Annotated in this window: 17 protein-coding genes; 2 read left to right on the top strand and 15 right to left on the bottom strand. The window is 36.7% G+C overall.

The window, feature by feature from the left end:
- Nucleotides 1-138: 138 nt before the first annotated feature.
- Nucleotides 139-1,821, bottom strand: coding sequence for a methyl-accepting chemotaxis protein (locus H9635_RS03480; RefSeq protein ID WP_191698768.1), 1,683 nt, complete (start codon nt 1,819-1,821; stop codon nt 139-141).
- Between the two features lie 494 nt (nt 1,822-2,315).
- On the opposite strand from H9635_RS03480, the gene H9635_RS03475 reads away from it, so the two are divergent.
- Both H9635_RS03475 and H9635_RS03470 read left to right on the top strand, forming a co-directional pair.
- Nucleotides 2,316-2,885: a copper resistance CopC family protein gene (locus tag H9635_RS03475; RefSeq protein WP_225231102.1), complete on the top strand. Its 570-nt coding sequence runs from the start codon at nt 2,316-2,318 to the stop codon at nt 2,883-2,885.
- Nucleotides 2,886-3,022: 137 nt separating this feature from the next.
- On the top strand, nt 3,023-4,264 hold the full coding sequence (locus tag H9635_RS03470; protein WP_191698767.1) for an erythromycin esterase family protein: 1,242 nt from the start codon (nt 3,023-3,025) through the stop codon (nt 4,262-4,264).
- 382 nt (nt 4,265-4,646) lie between these two features.
- Here the strand turns inward: H9635_RS03470 and H9635_RS03465 are convergent, their stop codons facing one another.
- The 14 genes from H9635_RS03465 to H9635_RS03400 all read right to left on the bottom strand — a co-directional run bounded on the left by H9635_RS03465 (nt 4,647) and on the right by H9635_RS03400 (nt 18,246).
- Nucleotides 4,647-5,426, bottom strand: a complete 780-nt coding sequence (locus tag H9635_RS03465; protein WP_191698766.1) for a helix-turn-helix domain-containing protein — start codon at nt 5,424-5,426, stop codon at nt 4,647-4,649.
- A 127-nt stretch (nt 5,427-5,553) separates the two neighbouring features.
- Nucleotides 5,554-6,729 carry a PqqD family protein gene (locus H9635_RS03460; protein ID WP_191698765.1) on the bottom strand — a complete coding sequence of 392 codons (1,176 nt, stop codon included), beginning with the start codon at nt 6,727-6,729 and terminating at the stop codon, nt 5,554-5,556.
- Nucleotides 6,730-6,843: 114 nt separating this feature from the next.
- Entirely contained in the window at nt 6,844-8,031 is a 1,188-nt protein-coding gene (locus H9635_RS03455) for an HD-GYP domain-containing protein (protein WP_191698764.1), read from the bottom strand.
- A 500-nt stretch (nt 8,032-8,531) separates the two neighbouring features.
- Nucleotides 8,532-9,983, bottom strand: coding sequence for an aldehyde dehydrogenase family protein (locus H9635_RS03450; RefSeq protein ID WP_191698763.1), 1,452 nt, complete (start codon nt 9,981-9,983; stop codon nt 8,532-8,534).
- 323 nt (nt 9,984-10,306) lie between these two features.
- Nucleotides 10,307-11,014 carry an ABC transporter permease gene (locus H9635_RS03445; protein WP_191698762.1) on the bottom strand — a complete coding sequence of 236 codons (708 nt, stop codon included), beginning with the start codon at nt 11,012-11,014 and terminating at the stop codon, nt 10,307-10,309.
- Entirely contained in the window at nt 11,014-11,943 is a 930-nt protein-coding gene (locus H9635_RS03440) for an osmoprotectant ABC transporter substrate-binding protein (RefSeq protein ID WP_191698761.1), read from the bottom strand. The genes H9635_RS03445 and H9635_RS03440 overlap by 1 nt, the downstream gene beginning before the upstream one ends.
- A gap of 11 nt (nt 11,944-11,954) precedes the next feature.
- Entirely contained in the window at nt 11,955-12,590 is a 636-nt protein-coding gene (locus H9635_RS03435) for an ABC transporter permease (protein ID WP_191698760.1), read from the bottom strand.
- A complete protein-coding gene (locus H9635_RS03430; RefSeq protein WP_191698759.1) occupies nt 12,587-13,753 on the bottom strand; it encodes an ABC transporter ATP-binding protein in 1,167 nt (388 codons plus the stop codon). The genes H9635_RS03435 and H9635_RS03430 overlap by 4 nt, the downstream gene beginning before the upstream one ends.
- Before the next feature lie 238 nt (nt 13,754-13,991).
- Nucleotides 13,992-14,735, bottom strand: a complete 744-nt coding sequence (locus H9635_RS03425) for an amino acid ABC transporter ATP-binding protein (protein WP_318245173.1) — start codon at nt 14,733-14,735, stop codon at nt 13,992-13,994.
- Nucleotides 14,736-14,747: 12 nt separating this feature from the next.
- Nucleotides 14,748-15,413 carry an amino acid ABC transporter permease gene (locus tag H9635_RS03420; RefSeq protein ID WP_191698758.1) on the bottom strand — a complete coding sequence of 222 codons (666 nt, stop codon included), beginning with the start codon at nt 15,411-15,413 and terminating at the stop codon, nt 14,748-14,750.
- A 34-nt stretch (nt 15,414-15,447) separates the two neighbouring features.
- Nucleotides 15,448-16,233, bottom strand: coding sequence for a transporter substrate-binding domain-containing protein (locus H9635_RS03415; RefSeq protein ID WP_191699404.1), 786 nt, complete (start codon nt 16,231-16,233; stop codon nt 15,448-15,450).
- Between the two features lie 290 nt (nt 16,234-16,523).
- A complete protein-coding gene (locus H9635_RS03410) occupies nt 16,524-16,958 on the bottom strand; it encodes a hypothetical protein (RefSeq protein ID WP_191698757.1) in 435 nt (144 codons plus the stop codon).
- Between the two features lie 73 nt (nt 16,959-17,031).
- The gene (locus H9635_RS03405) at nt 17,032-17,250 is read right to left on the bottom strand and encodes a hypothetical protein (protein ID WP_191698756.1); all 219 of its coding nucleotides are present in this window, start codon (nt 17,248-17,250) and stop codon (nt 17,032-17,034) included.
- Nucleotides 17,251-17,511: 261 nt separating this feature from the next.
- Nucleotides 17,512-18,246: a glucose 1-dehydrogenase gene (locus tag H9635_RS03400; RefSeq protein WP_191698755.1), complete on the bottom strand. Its 735-nt coding sequence runs from the start codon at nt 18,244-18,246 to the stop codon at nt 17,512-17,514.
- Nucleotides 18,247-18,553 lie beyond the last annotated feature (307 nt).

Genomic DNA, 18,553 nt, shown 5'->3' with positions numbered 1-18,553 from the left:
ATTTTATAATTTTCGGATATATCAAAAAGAAATATTTTTTCGGATTCCGAATTATTTTTTAGTGCAAACCGAATAAGCACAAAAAAGCACAGGAAATGTCTTGATTTCCTATGCCTGTAATTTTATTTTCTTTTTTCACTATACACTATAATTGGCAGTAACTTGCTGCAACTGCTGTGCACGGCTACCTAAATCATTGGCTACTTCACCGATTTCCTGAAGTGTTGACATTTGTTGTTCCGATGACTCATACGCATGTTGTGCATTTAATCGCGTCATTTCAGCTGAACGGGAAATTTCAAGTACGGATGCAGCGACTTCTTCTGCTGTAGCAGATATCTGTTCCGTAACGGCAGAGACATCTTCAATCTGAATTTTCATTTCGCCGATAGCCCCTACAATTTTCTCAAATGATTGACCTGCAAAGCCGATAATTTCCACACCCTTTTCCACATTGTCCAAGCTATCTTCAATTGCTCGTTCAGCGTTTTTCGTATCTTGCTGAATTCCATTCGTCAATGTAACAATTTGATTGGCCGAACGATTTGATTCTTCCGCCAGTTTTCTTACTTCTGCTGCCACTACTGCAAATCCTTTTCCGTGTTCACCTGCACGTGCAGCTTCAATCGATGCATTCAAAGCAAGTAAATTTGTTTGATCGGCGATACCTGTAATGACTTGTGTAATTTTTTCGATTTCTCTTGATTGATGGCTTAGTTTTTGAATTAACTCTGTCGTTATTTTTGTCGAATTATAAATGGAACTCATCTGATCACTTGCAGTATAAATATTTTGTTTCCCTGCATTTGCCATCATTTCTGTCTCTCCAGCAAAGTGATGTAATTCTTGCGTTGATTCTGCAATTTTTTGTACCGCTGTTGCCGTTTCTTCCATCGCAGTTGCACTTTCCGACGCTGATATTGACATGGACGTAGCTGCTTCTGCGCCACCTTTTGCACCTGTTAGCATAATACCGGCCGAAATATTTACTTCTTCCACCGATGCCATTAATTGTTCCGAAGTTGCACTTAAGTGACCAGCATTTTCTGAAAGATTATTTAATAAGTCCGATATTGTAGTCTTCATTTCATTCATCGCTTTTGATAACGTTCCGATCTCATCCTTAGAACGAATCGCCAACGGTTCAACCGCCAAATTGCCTTTTATAATTTCCTGAACATGCCGCTCTAAATGCAGCATAGGCTTAGAAATGCGTTTCGTTAGTGCTAATGCCGTAATCATACCGGCTAAAATCGCTACTATGATGGAAAGTGCTGTCATAATCATAGCTTCTTTCATTTCTTTTTCGATGACATTTTCCGCAACTACAAAGGCATGGGCAATTTCTTCGGATATCCCCTCTACATCTTCTTTGAAGGCAGTTACATTAGTTTCTGCAACATCTATATAATAGGTAGATGCTGCATCCTGTCCTCTCGTATCAGTGAGTCGAATGGTTTCATCGAATGAACTATTCATCACCCCTACTTTTTCGTGAATTCCGGCCATGTACATCTCGGCCTCTTTATTTATATTTAATGATTGTTCAAATTTTCCAATTAAATCCATTGTTTCTGTTCTACTTGTCTGAATGGCTTGTGATGTGTCTTTACCCATAATATAATTCTGAACCAATGATGCCTGAACAAGCGCGAGACGGCTTAATTCCGCCGCATCATAAGTCTGTGGTAAATTCTTTTCCAATGTACTGCTGTATTTACCTTCGACTGCCATTAACTGATTAAAGATTGTCATACAGGCTAAAACCGTAACGAAAATAGAGATAGTAAAACCTACTAGTAATTTATTTCTAATTGACATATTACATCCCTCCTTCTTATCTACAATTTTATACAGTATTCGACATATAATATAGTTATTTTTAAGTAATAAACTGAAAATAATACGATATTGCTATAGAGCTAAAAAATACTAATAAATATGAAAGAAAATCTATCAAACTTCCATCAATAATAGAGATAAAATATTATACTACTCATAATTTTCTGACCCAATATGTATAAATTAAAATAAACACAACGCTTATAATTCAGAATATTCTTTAATTTATGTCGTTTTTATGTATATAAAGATTTCTCTCATCATTAACTCGTTAAATTACCGTTTTGCTACAGACAAAAATTATTGCTTTCCACATTATGTTGTCCCATAAATCTAATTAACTTTCCGATATTTCCACCTCTTTTTGTCCATACTAAATTCATCACTCCATTCTCAGCAAATTTCAATCCAAATGTGTAAATCGCTGTACTTGGGAACGGATTAAAATGATTATGAAGGGAAGTAAATTATTGATGAAACAGCTATTATTTGCGCTTGCAACTGCATTTTTACTATTTGTACCTGATGCATATGCTCACACATATTTGGATTCAACAAATCCAGCTAAAGGCGCAACTGTAACAGAGGCATTGCAAACAATTGAATTAAAGTATTCAGGTAAAATTGAAGAAGGCAGTGTTTTTAAAGTACTGTCTAGTGACGGCTCTGAAATGCCCATATCTTCAATCACTTTAAATGACGGTGTCTTAACAGGCACATTAGCTTCACCGCTTCCTAACGACACTTATATAGTGGAATGGAATAGTATCAGCGAGGACGGACACCCTTTAACAGGTTCATTTTCTTTTACAATAAATATCGCAAAGGATCCGGATAATCAAGAGACTGCAGCTGATACAGTGAATAAATTGGACTCTAATGTGGACTCAATTGTCGATAAGCTAAAAGATGAAACCGATTCCGAGGGTAATAATTCCATTTGGACACTGATCATCGTCGTAAGTATCATTGTTCTTGTTTTAGTTGGAATCACAATCTATAGCTATAAAAGATGGTTAGTTAAACGCAAAGGTAATAAGTAAAATTATCGCTTTCTATATTAGGAATGCCTATTTTCGCTTTAGGCATTCCTCTTTTTTTCATCCCAGTTTTGTTTCACAACTATTCATTTACGGTTAATAATAATAAAACATTCATTTTTAAAAAGGAGTTTCTTCTTATGACAAAGAATTTAATCCAGGCTATTTCAGAACATTCCTTGCCGCTTGATGATACGAGTTTAAATAAAATGGTAGAGGTTATTGGAGATGCCAAAATCGTGATGATCGGTGAGGCTTCCCACGGAACGTCGGAATTTTATACAGTGCGTGCCGAGCTCTCAAAAAAATTAATCGAACAAAAAGGCTTTCAACTCATTGCAGTAGAAGGAGATTGGCCATCCGCACAAGCGGTAAACCGGTATGTAAAAGGCTATAGTGAAGAAATTACGAACGCAAAAGAGGTTTTAAAGAAAGCTTTCCATCGTTGGCCAACGTGGATGTGGGCAAATGAAGAGGTCGCTGCCTTTACGGAATGGTTAAAAGAGATTAATACAGGTCGCGAACAAAAAGTAGGCTTTTATGGTATCGATATGTACAGCTTGTTCGAATCAATTGATGAAGTATTGAACTTTTTATCGGACCACCCCGAACATAAAGTTGATTTAGAGCATGCCAAAAGAGCATTTTCCTGCTTTGAACCGTACAATCGGAGCCATGAGCATTACGCCATTTCCGCCGTTCAATTTTCTGATGCCTGTATACGTGAAGTGACGGGCTTGTTAAGCTCATTGCGTAACCATAAAGATAAATATTCTAGTCAACAGGAAGAAGATTTAAATGTCGTGATGAATGCACTTGTTGCAAAAAATGCAGAATCGTACTACCGAGAAATGATGTCAGATGAAAAATCGTGGAATACACGTGATTATCATATGGTAGAAGCGATTCATGAACTGCGCAAGTATTACGGAGAGGAAACAAAAATCATCGTTTGGGAGCATAATACCCATATCGGTGATGCTTCCGAAACCTCAATGAAGGATGAGCAGCTGATCAATGTCGGTCAAGTGATCCGGGAGCAATACGGTAAGGAAAATACTTATGCAATTGGCTTTGGCACATATGAAGGTACAGTAATTGCTGCTGACCGCTGGGGAGATCCTTTTGAAATTATCAAGGTCCCACCTGCAAATATAGACAAATGGGAAGGCCAGCTCCACGCAGCAAGTCCCGAAGATAAAGTACTTTTATTTACGGATGAAAACAGACAATTGTTTAATGATTGGATTGGTCACCGCGCAATTGGCGTTGTATACGATCCGGCATACGAGGCATACGGAAATTACGTCCCTTCCAGAGTCGGCAGCAGGTACGATGCATTTATTTTTATTGATAAGACAAGTGCTTTGCGGCCTTTTTGACAAGAAAGTTTCTGATCAATTTTAAACGTTGCCTTTGTTGTAATTAACTGCCTTGATGTTCTAATATCGACTCAATTTATGCTAATATCACAGGTCGATTTTCTAAAATCCGGTTGCAATGTTCTAATAAAACCCAGTCTTCAAATATACTGCCCGGATGTTCTAATATCGACCCGATTTATGCTAAAATCTCGGTTCGATTTTCTAAAATCCGGCTTCATTGTTCTAATAAATTCCCAGTTGCTAATAAAGGCTGCCTTTGTTCAAATATACTGCCCGGATGTTCTAATATCGACCCGATTTATGCTAAAATCTCGGTTCGATCTTCTAATATCCGGCTTCATTGTTCTAATAAATTCAGCCCTTCAATTTTCGGCGACTATCATCGCTCTGTCAGCCAATCATAAAACGGTACTGGCCGCGTACTTAGCTTTTGTTCTTTCACTTCTCGTATAACCGGGCGTGCAATGGCCTTATCATATGCTCCTTTATAAATTGCGCGTAATGTTGTACGGATTGTTAATTTTCCCTCATGAATATCTTGAATAATTCTCCACATGACATCCTTTGCGATCGTGAATTCCCGTCTGTTTTGGATCGGTGTCGCTAAAATGGCTGCTCGTAATCCATCTTTTAACTCGTCTTTCATCGGCAAACTCGTCATGAATTCATATAATGTCTTTTGCCAATCACTCATTTGACCAACTATATATTTATATATTTCATTTAAAGAGCTTGTTTTAAAAAGATTAAAAGAAATAGTTTGTTGCTCAGAAAAATTGCCGCCTTCCTTTATTTCATGCGTTTCTTCAGCTGGGACCCGCTCGGACATTTCCGATGGGACATGTAATATTTGATAGATGTTTGCCCCTTTAATCCCATTCAATTTCGTACTTGCAACGACTCGTAATATGCCTAGTTCGGCTGCTTTTTTCACCGAACGATAAACCGTTTTTGTGCTGATTCCTACACTATCTGCAATTGTCTTCGCCTTTAAATGAGCTGCACCTGGGTAAGCCAGTGCCGACTGCGCGATTCGTAAAATAACATTGCGCTCGCTTTCCGTTAAATCATGTGCTTCAAGATGCAGTGCCACTGCCTCATCCATTTCCGCTACTGTGTTGAATGTTTCATACGTTTTTAAATATTCGAATACCATCATTTGCATCTCCCTTCACCATACATATGTCAAAAAAATTGGCGAAAAGGGACAAGTTTTTAAGAAAAATTTAAAAATTTTTGAGCACAAAAAAACCGCTACACTTGGATTAGAAGTTTAGCGGTTTCATTTAGTTTTCTCGTCTTTTTTTCCTTGCCAAATATACGAGCAGGATAAGCATCAACATCGTTTGTAATAAAAAGGCCATCGCATCCCAAAATGCTGCACGATCTCCTGCCCCCATAATATTTAAATAAACGGTTGTGATCATATAATAGAGCTGTGGTATAAAATACATAAAAGTCAAAAGCAACGTCAAAAAAACGCCAACTATGTAAAACACACTATAAATACGGACCAAATTCCATTCATCCTCGAACATCTTTTTATGGTCTAGCCCTGATTTCTTAAAGAATGAACTCAAATAAATTTTGCCGCTCTCCATCAGGTTATAACACCCTGTTACATTTTCAACGACATAATAGACATCTGTTTTCATGTAGAAACAGCATTGGTATACGGATTTAATAAAAATATCCAATACGATAATGCTAATAATACCTACAAAACTGGCATCTGGAAAAAGAAGCATAAAACCGAATGAAAGGAAAAGAATCACTTGCTCAAAAGACATGCCAGCTAAGTATAAAATATTCCTCTTTTTAGGTTCAAGCTTCCACGCTTGAGTCAGGTCCGTTTCAAATACAATAAATATTAGCCGATTACCGATACTTAAATTAGCTGGCAAATCATGCGATCTGATGGCGAGAATATGCCCAAATTCATGAATGACAATTAATACTAAAGAAATCAATAAATATGTAAGAACATTCAATACCATCGAATCGAACAGGAATATATCTTTGTAATGAGGGAAAAGTTCTGGATTCAAAATTAGAATGAATATGTTCGTTATGAGCAGTAGCAAGTAGACCTTGTTCATTATGCCATTAAAAAACAAACGTCCAACCCAGTGCGGAATCCATTTAAAGCCCCCCTGAGATTTAGCATGCTTCTCTTTTTCTTTATGTATTTCAATCCCATCCACTTCTTGAACAAGTCCTAACTCCACCAATTGCTCAACAAATTCTATGATATCCACTTCTTCTTCAGGATAAGATTCTTTTAGCGTCTTTTCAATTGCAGCTAGACCTTCACCTTTTTCTAAACGTTTAATTGCATCAACGCTTATTTCAGGCAATTCGAAGAAATCACCAGAAATCGGCTCCTCCACGATATAATTCTTTTTATCTTTTCGAATGGATAACGGATATAACGTTATTTCGGATTGTAAGGATATCTTCAACGGATTGCCTCCTCTATAAATTAAAATAGGATGCTAATATTCAGCATCCTAAGTAAGTATTATCCTCGAGGTATCATAAAACACCACCAGCAAGTAACTTTGATTTTTTCAAGTTTACGAATTTTCATGTTTTTCTCCTCCTCTCAGGTCCACACCCTTACGGTATGTCTTAGAAATTTGCACCCATTCAGGGTAGATTTGTTTAAATAATTCTATCAGTTGCGGATCGAATTGATTACCTTGTCCATCAAGTATTCGTTGATACGCCACATCAAATTGAAGTGCAGGACGATAAGACCTGGATGATGTCATCGCATCAAATGCATCTGCAACAGCCGTAACTCTGGCTAAAAATGGAATATTTTCGCCAGCCAGTCCATCTGGATAACCTTTACCGTCCCATCTTTCATGGTGATGGTAGATTACTCCAATATTATCTGCTATTCCTTCAACATCCCGAATGGCTTCGGCTCCAACAACAGGGTGCTTCTTTATTATATCAAATTCTTCATCAGTTAAACTTCCAGGTTTGGTTAAAATTGCATCTGGAATATTTACTTTTCCTATATCGTGTAAAAGGCAAGCATAATAAAAGTAATTTAACTCAGAGGCTTTATATTTTTTTGTTGCCTCTGCCAAACTCATTGCGTAGGCAGCAACCCGCTCGCTATGTCCTCTTGTGTATGGGTCCTTTAATTCTAAAGTTGCAATTACCCCTTTTACAATACCTTCTAGTTGTTCGTCATATGAGTATTTTAATGCTTTAATATAATTTAAAATACGATGTAATAGAACAAAGGCAATAATGGAAATTACAATTGTAATTATAATAGGAAATACAACTACCGGCTCCTGTATAAAAATCCCTACCAATACATATTTAATAATTAAACCAAATGAAACGAAATATGTAAATTTTTTAGTTACGAATATAGGCGAAAAAAGAATAATTATAATTTCTACTAGATTTCCACTAGTATATACAAGCGAACTATCTTTAAAATATAGAATATCGGAAAAAAGATTTGTAGAGAAGTAGCCTAAAAATAAAATATATTTCACATAGGTTGTTTTATCCTTTTTAATTAAATAAATAGATAAAGGGATAAGCGCAGTAAGTACTACATATCTAACATACATAAAATCATACCAAATTGTACTGGCAGTACCTACATCAAGCCATGGAAATGCTGGAAATAGTCTATAATAAAATATATCATATACATAAAATACAACATAAAATAATACTAAAAATAGAATTGTTGAACGCTTTTCTTCTTGTAACAATGATGTTTTCTTCATTTTTTACCTCACAATTTTTTTATCAATTATTAGACTTTGTGCTCAATATCCTAATTATAACATGTTATCGGAAATTAGTTCTATATGTCTACGGATCGTTTTCCCATATTTTATTCTTTTATACTATTAAATAATCATTATCCAATAAATACCTATCCATTGAAAGACCAATAAACTTTTCTATTATTTCTTTTCTATTCTACCGATAAATCCTTCTTTTACAATACACTTTTACGCCTTACAACTCAATTCCCTATTTTAATAAAATTTATAGAATACCCTCTCAAATGTATTTTTATCGTAAGTTCAATCCTAAAAGCAGTAAATTTTGCTATATTTAAATCACGTTGTTATAAAATGTTCATAATCATGACGTCTAAATTAGAGGTGTAAAGTGTACTACCCGACCTAATTTTAAAGTCTCATTATATTTTTTAGATAAATGTAAAAAGTCCTAATCGCAAATTGCGATTAGGACGACACACTTTATAACCCACCTATTAAAACGGATATTCCCTTGGATCTGTCTGAACAGAAATCCATTTCGTTGTTGTAAATTCATGAATTGCCCATTCTCCACCATATCGACCTAATCCTGAAGCTTTTTCACCGCCAAATGCAACGATCGGTTCGTCATTAACTCCCTGATCATTCACATGAATCATACCCGTAATAATTTGTTTCGCGACTTCAACTCCATGTTCCGTTGTACCGGCGTGTACTGCACCGCTTAGTCCATAGTCACTGTCATTTGCTACGCGAATCGCTTCTTCTTCACTATCTACAACGATGACACCTACAGCAGGTCCAAAGATTTCTTCCTGGGCTATCGGCATATCATTTGTTACATTCGTCAAGATGGTAGGGGCTAGTACGTTTCCGTCTACTTCACCTTTTAGCGCATATTCTGCTCCTAGTGCTATACTTTTGTCGATTAAATTTTGTATACGTTTAATTTGTTTATTGTTAATTAGTGGACCAACCACAACATCCTCATTTTTCGGATCTCCAAATTTAATCTGGGATGCCTTATCCACAAAGGCTTTCATAAACGCTTCGTAAGCCGGACGCTCGACAACAATCCGATTTAGGGACATACAAATTTGACCGCTGTTTAAGAATTTCCCAAAGGCTGCAGAAGCTGCTGCTCGTTGTACATCGGCGTCTTTTAGTACAAGCATGACATTGTTTCCACCAAGCTCTAAAGCAACGCGCTTAAGATGTCTTCCGCAAAGTTCTCCAATATGACGTCCTACCGGTGTAGAACCAGTAAAGGATATTATTTGTGGGATTGGATGTTCAATAAAAGTGTCTTTAATTTCAGAAGAGCTGCATACCGTAATATTCAATAAACCTTTTGGAATGCCTGCCTCTTCAAAAATCTCACCTAGAATAAGACCGCCTGAAATCATCGTCTGCAAATCCGGTTTAAGCACTACCCCATTGCCAGTTGCTATAGCAGGTGCTAGGGAACGCATCGTTAAATGAAATGGGAAATTGAATGGACTAATAATCCCTACAACTCCGGCAGGGTTGTGATAGACTCGATTTTCCTTACCCGGAATAACAGATGGCATTATTTTTCCGTGCATTCGAAGAGGGAATGTAGCTGACTCTTTCATAATGCCCATTGCGGCAGAAACTTCAATGTTAGCTTTCGTATGGGAAGCCCCATTTTCCTCTACTAAAACTTGAACAATTTCATCTCTTCGTTTTTCTACTATTTGAGCGGCCTTTTCGATAATAGCTTGTCTTTGATATGGATTAACCTTTTCCCATTCTTTTTGTGCTTCTTTTGCCGCCTGATAAGCCTCATCTATATCCTTTTCATTCGCCAGCCGAATTTCCGCGATCGTTTCCTCGCTGTAAGGGTTCTGATCTACATATACTCTTTCGCTGTTCCCTTCTCTCCATTCGCCACCTATAAACTGCTTATTCCATTTTTTATACATAAAATCATCCTTTCAATAGTCTTTTGCTGGATTTAAATTGTCTTGTTCAATGCTCCACTTAGTAGTATTTCATTTATAACAAAGCTTTCATCAAACAGGTGCTTCAGCAAAATACACTTATCTTTCTCTTTACTCCAACACTTCTTCCCCATTAGTATTAGTGATAATCAATACACCATACATTTTGACTTACATTTTTCCAAATTTAAAAATCTTTGATAAATTTCTCTGAAAATAAAAAGCGCTTAATCCTATGTTTATCTAGGAATTAAGCACTTCTTAGTTGTTTTATACTGATAACTTATTTAAAGCAAAATGATTAATTACTCCACTCCTGCATTAGAAATAGTGGCTTTTTTAAGACGTTGTTGGCGTTTTTCCGGATCGAAACGGCGCTCCAGCCAACCTAACCCGATATCTACAATTACCGCCATTAAGGCTGTCGGAATTGCGCCGGCCAAAATAATGGCAGTTCCATCTGTTGCATTTGTACCGCGGATAATAATATCCCCTAATCCGCCCGCACCGATGAAAGCACCGATTGCTGTAATACCGATGGCAATAACTAAAGCTATTCGAATACCTGTTATAATAATCGATAAAGATAATGGCAGTTCGATCATGTAGAGGATTTGTCTACGTGTCATCCCCATACCGCGCCCTGCATCCGTTAAACTTTTATTAATCGTTGTAATTCCCGTATACGTATTTTTAATAATCGGAAGCAATGAATAAAGGAATACCGTTGCGATAACTGTTGATTTTCCTAAGCCGAGCACCAGCATAATCATTGCCATTAAGGCTAATGCCGGTATCGTTTGAATAATATTTGCCAATGTAATGATAAATCCAGCTAGCTTCATATTTTTGGCGATAAAAATACCGATTGGAATTCCGATGAGTGCAGCAAGCAATACACCATATACTGAAATATAAAAATGTGTAAAGAACAGTTCAAGTACATAAAGTCCGTTTTCCTTAAAATAATAGAATAGCTGTTCAAACGTACTTAATTGCGATAAATCTTCCATTATTCCTCACCCTCCTCATTACTGAAATAATTGTTTTCAATTAGGAAATTTTCTGCCACGACAGAGGGTTCCATTAAGTTATTGTCCGCCAAATAGTTCAGTTCCTGCATTTTATCTGTAGAGATTTTACCAACTAAACGTTGGAGTATTCCCCTTAGTTCAGGTTTCGCTTCTAAAATTTCATTTGTTGCGAGTGAGCTCGTTTCATAGGGCGGGAAAAACTTCAAATCATCTTCAAGTACCTTTAAATCATAAGACGCAATACGTCCGTCTGTAGTATACCCAAGGACAATATCGATTTCACCTGCCTGTACGGCATCATACACTAAGCCAATTTGCATTGGATATGTACGTTTAAACTGAAATCCGTATTCCTGAACAAACGCCTTAAAGCCATCACCTTCACGACTTAGCCATGATGTATCAACACCCGCTTCAATATCTGAAGCTATTGCAGCTAAATCACTGATTTTATTGAGGTTGTATTGCTGCGCTGTTTCCTGCGTTACCATAAAGGCATACGTGTTTTCAAAACCGTACTTATCAAAGAATGTTTGGTTATATCTTTCCTGAAACGCATTTTGTACAAAGACCAATGCCTCGGCCGGATCTTTTATCAGTTCCGCATTTAAAACTCCGGTTAATTCTGTACCGGTGTAACGTGTAGCGGAAATATTCGCGTCCCCATTGATCATGGCCTGGTGAAGAACGGTACTCGAACCAAGATTATTGATTAATTCTACTTGTTCATCTGTGTAGTACTCAATCATATGTTTGAGCATATAGCCCATAATTTGTGATTCGGTTGTAACAGCACTCGCAATCTTAATTTTGTCTGTATTGCTTGCCTGGTCACCGCCAATCGAACAGCCAGCTAGAAAACTTAACGCCAGCAGCATACTTCCGAATAAAAGAATCGTTTTTTTCATCCTGTTAGGCCTCATTTCTCTACTTTTAGTCCTTTTGGTGTTGTCCAAATCTCTACTTTAGACAATATAAAATCAGTGAGCAGTGCCAATGCCGTAACAAGTAAGGCACCACCAATAATTAATTCAGTTTGATAAAGGTTCAAACCATTAAAAATAAAATCACCTAAACCACCAGCCCCGATATACGACGCAAGTGTTGCCCAGGCAATGACATAAACAGCAGATAATCTTACACCTGCCATAATAACCGGGATTGCTAGAGGTAATTCCACCATCCATATAGACTGGAATGGCGTCATCCCCATACTAATGCCCGTTTTACGCAAATCTGCATTGACAGATTTTAATCCTATATAAGTATTGTTTAGAATTGGAAGTAAAGTATAAATAAACAAAGCAACAATTGCCGGTACTTTCCCAACACCTAGAAATGGAATCATAATAGCTAAGATGGCTAAAGAGGGTAATGTTTGGAAAACACTTGTAATGGCTAAAACAATTTTTGCTATTGTTTTTGTTTTTGATAAAAATATACCTAGAGGAATCGCGAAGATTACACCAAGAAGTAATGCAATAATTGAAATATAAAAATGTTCCCATGTTTTTAATAGGATGTCACTGCTATTATCCGTAAAAAAGGCAATCATAGTACATTCTCCTCCCGAGTTACAAGAAGAGCATTTTTATTTTCTTCCTCGTCGCCCCAAATCGTCTCGTAAATTGTATCAACAATATTAGCACGGGTAATTAATCCGATTAGTTTGTGGTCGTTATCGACAATCGGGATGTTTTGAAGATTCCGTTTTAAAATACGTCGAACAGAATCCTGCAGCTTTGTTCCGGTTTTAACGTATATAACCTCCCGCTGCAATACTTCATTAATACTTTGCTGTGTTCGTTGTGGACCTGTAAAACTATCAACATTTAAATAACCGATCAACCGTTTGTCTGCATCTGTCACGTATAACGTATCTACACGTTTCGATACCATCAGACGTAGTGCATCATCCAGACTTTTTTCAATTGTAATGGAAACGGGCTGGATCATTACTTCATCTACTATTTTGACGCTTGGTTTATTTTGAATTAGGCGGTGAGAGCCAATAAAATCACGTACGAAATCATTTGCGGGGTTTGCTAAAATATTGTCTGGTGTATCAAACTGAACTACCTTTCCTTCGTGCATAATGCAAATTCGGTCGGCCAGCTTGATTGCTTCATCCATATCATGCGTTACAAAAATAACAGTCTTGCCAAGGCGCACTTGCAAATCCTTCATTAAATCCTGGAGTGTATCACGTGTAATAGGGTCCAGTGCACCAAATGGTTCATCCATTAAAATGATATCCTGATTCGCTGCTAAGGCACGTATAACGCCGATTCGTTGTTGTTGTCCGCCAGATAGTTGGGCTGGATACATATCCAAGTAAGAGGTAGGTAGGTTTACTAGGCCGATTAATCGTTCAGCTACTTTATCCTTTTCTTGTTTGTCCCATTTTAGAAGTTTTGGTACGAGGGTGATATTATCTCTGATGGTCATATGTGGCATTAAGCCGATTTGCTGAATAACGTAGCCTATTTGTCTGCGAAGCTGCACGGCATTCATTTTCGATAAATCCGTTCCATCCATCATGATTTTGCCACTGGTCGGCTCAATCATTCGATTAATCATACGGAGAGCGGTTGTTTTACCACTGCCACTTGTACCGATAAACACAATAAATTCGCCTTGCTCAATATCAATACTTAAATTGTCTACCGCCTTTTTGTTACCACGATAAGTTTTCGTCAAATTTTGTATGGATAGCATACAATAACACTCCTTCTTATAGAAAATACAATTTTGTAGTTCATTAACCTGATGTTAAATACCCATTACAAACATTTCTTGCAAAATAATGTTAACCTCAAAAGTAACAACTTCAAACAAAATCAAAGTTGCTATGTATTCTATTATATAGTAAAACGAATCCATCTGTTAACTTGTTTTTCACTAAATTGAAAAAAAGAGAATTCTGCCCACATATATAGACAGAATCCTCGTTAGTTCATTTCAACATTGTTGTCTTTAAAAACTCTTTCGTTCGTTCCTCTTTCGGATGTTCGAAAAATTGCTCTGGATCGCCGCGCTCGATAATTTCTCCCTCGTTCATATACACAATCCAATCGGCTACTTCTCTAGCAAATCCCATTTCATGTGTAACAACAACCATCGTCATTCCTTCATTAGCCAGTTCTTTCATCGTAGTTAAAACCTCTCCCACAAGCTCTGGGTCAAGGGCTGAAGTCGGCTCATCAAAAAGCATGATGTCTGGTTCCATTGCAAGCGCTCTTGCAATGGCTACTCGTTGCTTTTGCCCACCTGATAGTTTATTAGGAAAGACATCGGCCTTATCTTCCAAGCCTACTTTTTCTAGTAATTCTTTTGCTTTAGCCGTTGCAACTTTTTTGTCAACGCCCTTTACCATAACCGGAGCTTCAATAATATTTTCTAAAACGGTTTTATGAGGGAATAGGTTGAAATGCTGAAACACCATTCCGACCTTTTCTCTAATCTTATTCAAATCGTCGTTGCTAGGATCGACTTCTTTACCTTCTATAATAATACTGCCGCTATCTTTTCTTTCTAAAAAGTTCAGACAGCGAAGAAGAGTACTTTTCCCGGAGCCACTTGATCCTATTAAACAAACAACATCGCTTTCGTAAACGGTCATGTCGATATTTTTTAATACATGCAAGTCACCAAATGACTTATTCAATTGATTGACTTTAATCATTTTCTTTGCTTCCATTGGTGTTGCCTCCTACCTATCGCTAATTGCTAATTTCTTTTCTAATCGGTTTACTATAAATGTTAACAATGCTACTAGCACTAAGTAGTAGACTGCTACAATAAGTAAATAAGTCATTTCATCAAAATTATTCGACCCAAGTGTTGTCGCTACATTAAAGAGTTCATTCATGGAAATAAATGCAGCTAATGACGAATCCTTCAATCCAATAATAAACTGGTTACCAAGCGGTGGAAGAGCACGGCGGAATGCCTGTGGAAGAATAATTCTTCTTAATGTCAGAACTTTAGTCATCCCTAATGAGCGTCCTGCCTCCATCTGACCTTTATCGACTCCCTGGATTGTCCCACGAAGAATTTCTGAAATATAAGCACCATTATGTAACGCTAATGCAAGTGATGCAGCCCAAAAATCAGGAATTAGGAAAAGCCCGCTAAGACCGAAGTAGAGGATGAAGATTTGAACAATTAACGGTGTTCCTCGGACTAAAAAGACATAGATATCTGATATAAGTTCTAATACTTTAATTTTGGAAATTTTCATTAAGGCAAAGAAAAGTCCGATAACAATCCCGATTAAAATTGAAACAACCGTCAGTTGTAACGTTAAAAGCATTGCTTTAAAGAAAACATCTCTAGTATCCATTAATATATTGAAAAAATGTGAAAAACTTGGCACTGTACATACTTCCTTTCTTCTTTAATAAATTGAATTATTCCGGTTTTTTTGTAATGTCCTCACCAAAATATTTCATACTGATTTCAGTGAGTGTACCATCTTCCCGGAGATTTTCCAGCGCCTCGTTCACTCGCTTTAATAAGTTCGGATTATCCTGTGGAAGTACAATCGCTTGTTCACTGCGCTCAATTAGCTCCCTACCTTCAATTTTAAAGCCTTCTTTTGCAGCATTTTTTCCGGTCACGAAATCGGTAATTACCGCATCATGACGGCCGCTGCTTAACGCTTGTAGAGCTGTGATATCACTGTCATAGGTTTTTATATTGTCTGTATACTGGGAGGCTGTATCAGAATAGGTTGAACCTTTTGCTACAGCAACTTCCTTTCCCGCTAAATCGTCGACAGTTTCAATGTCACTGTCTGGTCTCGTGAAAATTTGCGGTCCAGAATAATAATAGGGGGTACTGAAGGAAACATGTTTGCTTCTCTGTGGATTAATCGTGTGGCTGGCAACAGCTACATCGGCACGGCCCGTTTTGACACCTTCAACAATTCCTTTAAACTTAATCCGCTTTTGAACCGGCTCAAGACCGAGTTCCTTTGCGATCGCTTCGCCTACTTCAATATCAAAGCCGGACATGCTAAGATCTTCATTATTTACATAACTAAATGGCTTAAACTCGCCAGAAGCAGCAAAAACAAACTGATCTTTATGTATCAGTTCAGATCCGTCGGCAAGCTTCTCTTTCTCGGCACAAGCAGATAAGAAGCAAACCGCGATTAAACTGAAAATGAATATGAATCTTTTATTAAACTCCATATTACCTATCAATTCCTTTCATATATTTCTAAGATCTTTTTGCTAAGTATCTTATTAATAAAATTGAATACCCCTTTAGCTGTCCACTCAAACAAAAAGTGCCAGGCACCTCTTATGGCACCTGACACTTTTTGCATAATTATTCAATGTAATACGGTTTGTTTCGCAGATATTATTGCTATAGGTAGAAAATCTATCCATAACAATTTATATAAAATAAAATAATTTTTTTATAATTTAAAGCAGTCTATGAGGAAATCTGAATCAATGATGACTGGACGGATCTGTAATTATCCCATGTTCTCAATTATCTTATAATCTTTGGTTTTCTTATAGGGAATTTCATTTTCTTCGCAAAATACGATTAAATCTTTATAGACATCATTTGGTTTAAATTCACCAACACGAATCGAAAGACCTTTTCTAACTTTAATGACAGCTAATTTTGCGTTCCAACCTATTCTTTTGAACGTAATTTTTATAACATCGGTATGAATTATTTTCTTGTTATAAATCTTTAAGCCAAACAGTTTAATCGTATAACTAATTGTATGTTTGTTTATTAATACATGATATGTTATAAAAGCATTGCATACACTGAAGACAAATACCGTTAACCATATCCATTTTACAGATGGAATATGCCAACTCGGAATACTTACAGCAAGACCTAGAAACGCTAATGATAGAATAAGTTTACGTGACGTAGTTCTATCATATTTCATCATATACCCCCATTAACATTTAGTATTATATTTCTCTACATGATATTGTTAACCCTTTATAAAATTCCAAAACTTAGTTAGATGCCCATAAAATTGAGTCGGCAATAGCAATGAATAGACAAGCAAATGAAAATAGTATGTAAGCAACGCTGACACTAATTATAAAAGTTTGTTTTTTTACAGATTGTTCTGGATGATGAATTATAATTTTTAGCAAGCTGATAATATTGACACAAAGCACTATCGAAAAAAGTGGAATACCTATTAATGATAAAGGAACTAATGTTTCCATCAAATTTAAACCTCCCCCTTCCTTTAAGAATATTTTATAAATTATAACATAAGCCAATATCCAAATATTTCTAAATCGGTAACATTTCATAGAGATGCTATTTTATATGTTACCTCCATTCAGAATAAGAGAAGTGAGTAGTCCTCTTAACGAAGCAGACATAAAATAAAGCTGTTCAAACTTTTACGATGCGTAAAGTTTGAACAGCTTTTGATTTTGAGATGGGATTTGTCCCAACCTCATGCAGTACTTTTGAATTTTTTATTGAGCTGTAATCCCGCCATCTACAACGAATTCAGCGCCTGTAGAGTAGCTAGACTCATCAGAAGCTAAGAATACTACTAATTGCGATACTTCTTCTGGTTGAGATACGCGTTTTAGTGGAATATGTTTTGCAAACTCTTCGATAGCTTCTTTAGCATCTTCTTGCATGATCATTGGAGTAGCAATTACACCAGGGTGTACCGAGTTCACGCGAATACCCATATGCGCTAAGTTAAGTGCTGCTGCTTTTGTCATACCGCGCACTGCGAATTTTGTATCTGTGTAACCAACTGCTCCACCAACTAAACCGTTGATAGATGAGATGTTCACGATTGAACCGCCTCCAGCTTTCGCCATTGAACCTGCAACAGCCTTCATACCTAAAAATACAGATACTTGGTTAATGTTTACGATTTTCATGTACTCGTCCAAAGATAACTCGAGCATAAATTTATTTAATGAAATCCCTGCGTTGTTTACTAATACATTTACTGGACCGAAAGCTTCTTCTGCTTTCGCAACAACTGTTGCCCACTCTTCTTCAGAAACAACATTTTGCTTAATGAATAAAGCGTTTTCGCCTAATTCAGCAGCAAATGCTTTACCTTTTTCTTCATTTAAGTCTGTTAAAACTACTTTAGCACCTTGTTCGATAAATGCTTTTGCATGTGCTGCACCCATACCTTGTGCTGCCCCTGTAATAATTGCTACTTTACCTGATAAACGAGACATATGAATTTCCTCCTTAGAATAAGCGATAGTTACTACCACTTCTCATCTATACAATACCTATATTTTTCCTGCAAAACAAACAAACTTTTAATGAACATTTCTCCTAAATTTGTTCACTTATATACAAAATTATGCCCCATAAATTTGCTTTTTAGCATTTTATTTTAAGGATATAAAAACGAGCCTAGGACAAAAAGAAAAACATCTATTTTTCCAAAGAAAAAATAGATGTTTCAGGTTGTCGACAAAAGGCATCGAGAGCTCGTCTCTCGATGCCTTTTGTCATTTCTTTTATCAAATTAGGCTC

The organism is Solibacillus faecavium (assembly GCF_014836905.1).
Classification (GTDB): domain Bacteria; phylum Bacillota; class Bacilli; order Bacillales_A; family Planococcaceae; genus Solibacillus; species Solibacillus faecavium.
This window is presented reverse-complemented; position numbering and strand designations above follow the sequence as displayed.

Bases quoted from the DNA above. Each gene is read 5' to 3' on its own strand.
- H9635_RS03440 (WP_191698761.1), bottom strand. From the start codon at position 11,943: ATGAAAAAAACGATTCTTTTATTCGGAAGTATGCTGCTGGCGTTAAGT.
- H9635_RS03475 (WP_225231102.1), top strand. From the start codon at position 2,316: ATGAAACAGCTATTATTTGCGCTTGCAACTGCATTTTTACTATTTGTA.
- H9635_RS03430 (WP_191698759.1), bottom strand. From the start codon at position 13,753: ATGCTATCCATACAAAATTTGACGAAAACTTATCGTGGTAACAAAAAG.
- H9635_RS03470 (WP_191698767.1), top strand. From the start codon at position 3,023: ATGACAAAGAATTTAATCCAGGCTATTTCAGAACATTCCTTGCCGCTT.
- H9635_RS03415 (WP_191699404.1), bottom strand. From the start codon at position 16,233: ATGGAGTTTAATAAAAGATTCATATTCATTTTCAGTTTAATCGCGGTT.
- H9635_RS03405 (WP_191698756.1), bottom strand. From the start codon at position 17,250: ATGGAAACATTAGTTCCTTTATCATTAATAGGTATTCCACTTTTTTCG.
- H9635_RS03410 (WP_191698757.1), bottom strand. From the start codon at position 16,958: ATGAAATATGATAGAACTACGTCACGTAAACTTATTCTATCATTAGCG.
- H9635_RS03445 (WP_191698762.1), bottom strand. From the start codon at position 11,014: ATGGAAGATTTATCGCAATTAAGTACGTTTGAACAGCTATTCTATTAT.
- H9635_RS03435 (WP_191698760.1), bottom strand. From the start codon at position 12,590: ATGATTGCCTTTTTTACGGATAATAGCAGTGACATCCTATTAAAAACA.
- H9635_RS03400 (WP_191698755.1), bottom strand. From the start codon at position 18,246: ATGTCTCGTTTATCAGGTAAAGTAGCAATTATTACAGGGGCAGCACAA.
- H9635_RS03480 (WP_191698768.1), bottom strand. From the start codon at position 1,821: ATGTCAATTAGAAATAAATTACTAGTAGGTTTTACTATCTCTATTTTC.
- H9635_RS03425 (WP_318245173.1), bottom strand. From the start codon at position 14,735: ATGGAAGCAAAGAAAATGATTAAAGTCAATCAATTGAATAAGTCATTT.
- H9635_RS03465 (WP_191698766.1), bottom strand. From the start codon at position 5,426: ATGATGGTATTCGAATATTTAAAAACGTATGAAACATTCAACACAGTA.
- H9635_RS03455 (WP_191698764.1), bottom strand. From the start codon at position 8,031: ATGAAGAAAACATCATTGTTACAAGAAGAAAAGCGTTCAACAATTCTA.
- H9635_RS03450 (WP_191698763.1), bottom strand. From the start codon at position 9,983: ATGTATAAAAAATGGAATAAGCAGTTTATAGGTGGCGAATGGAGAGAA.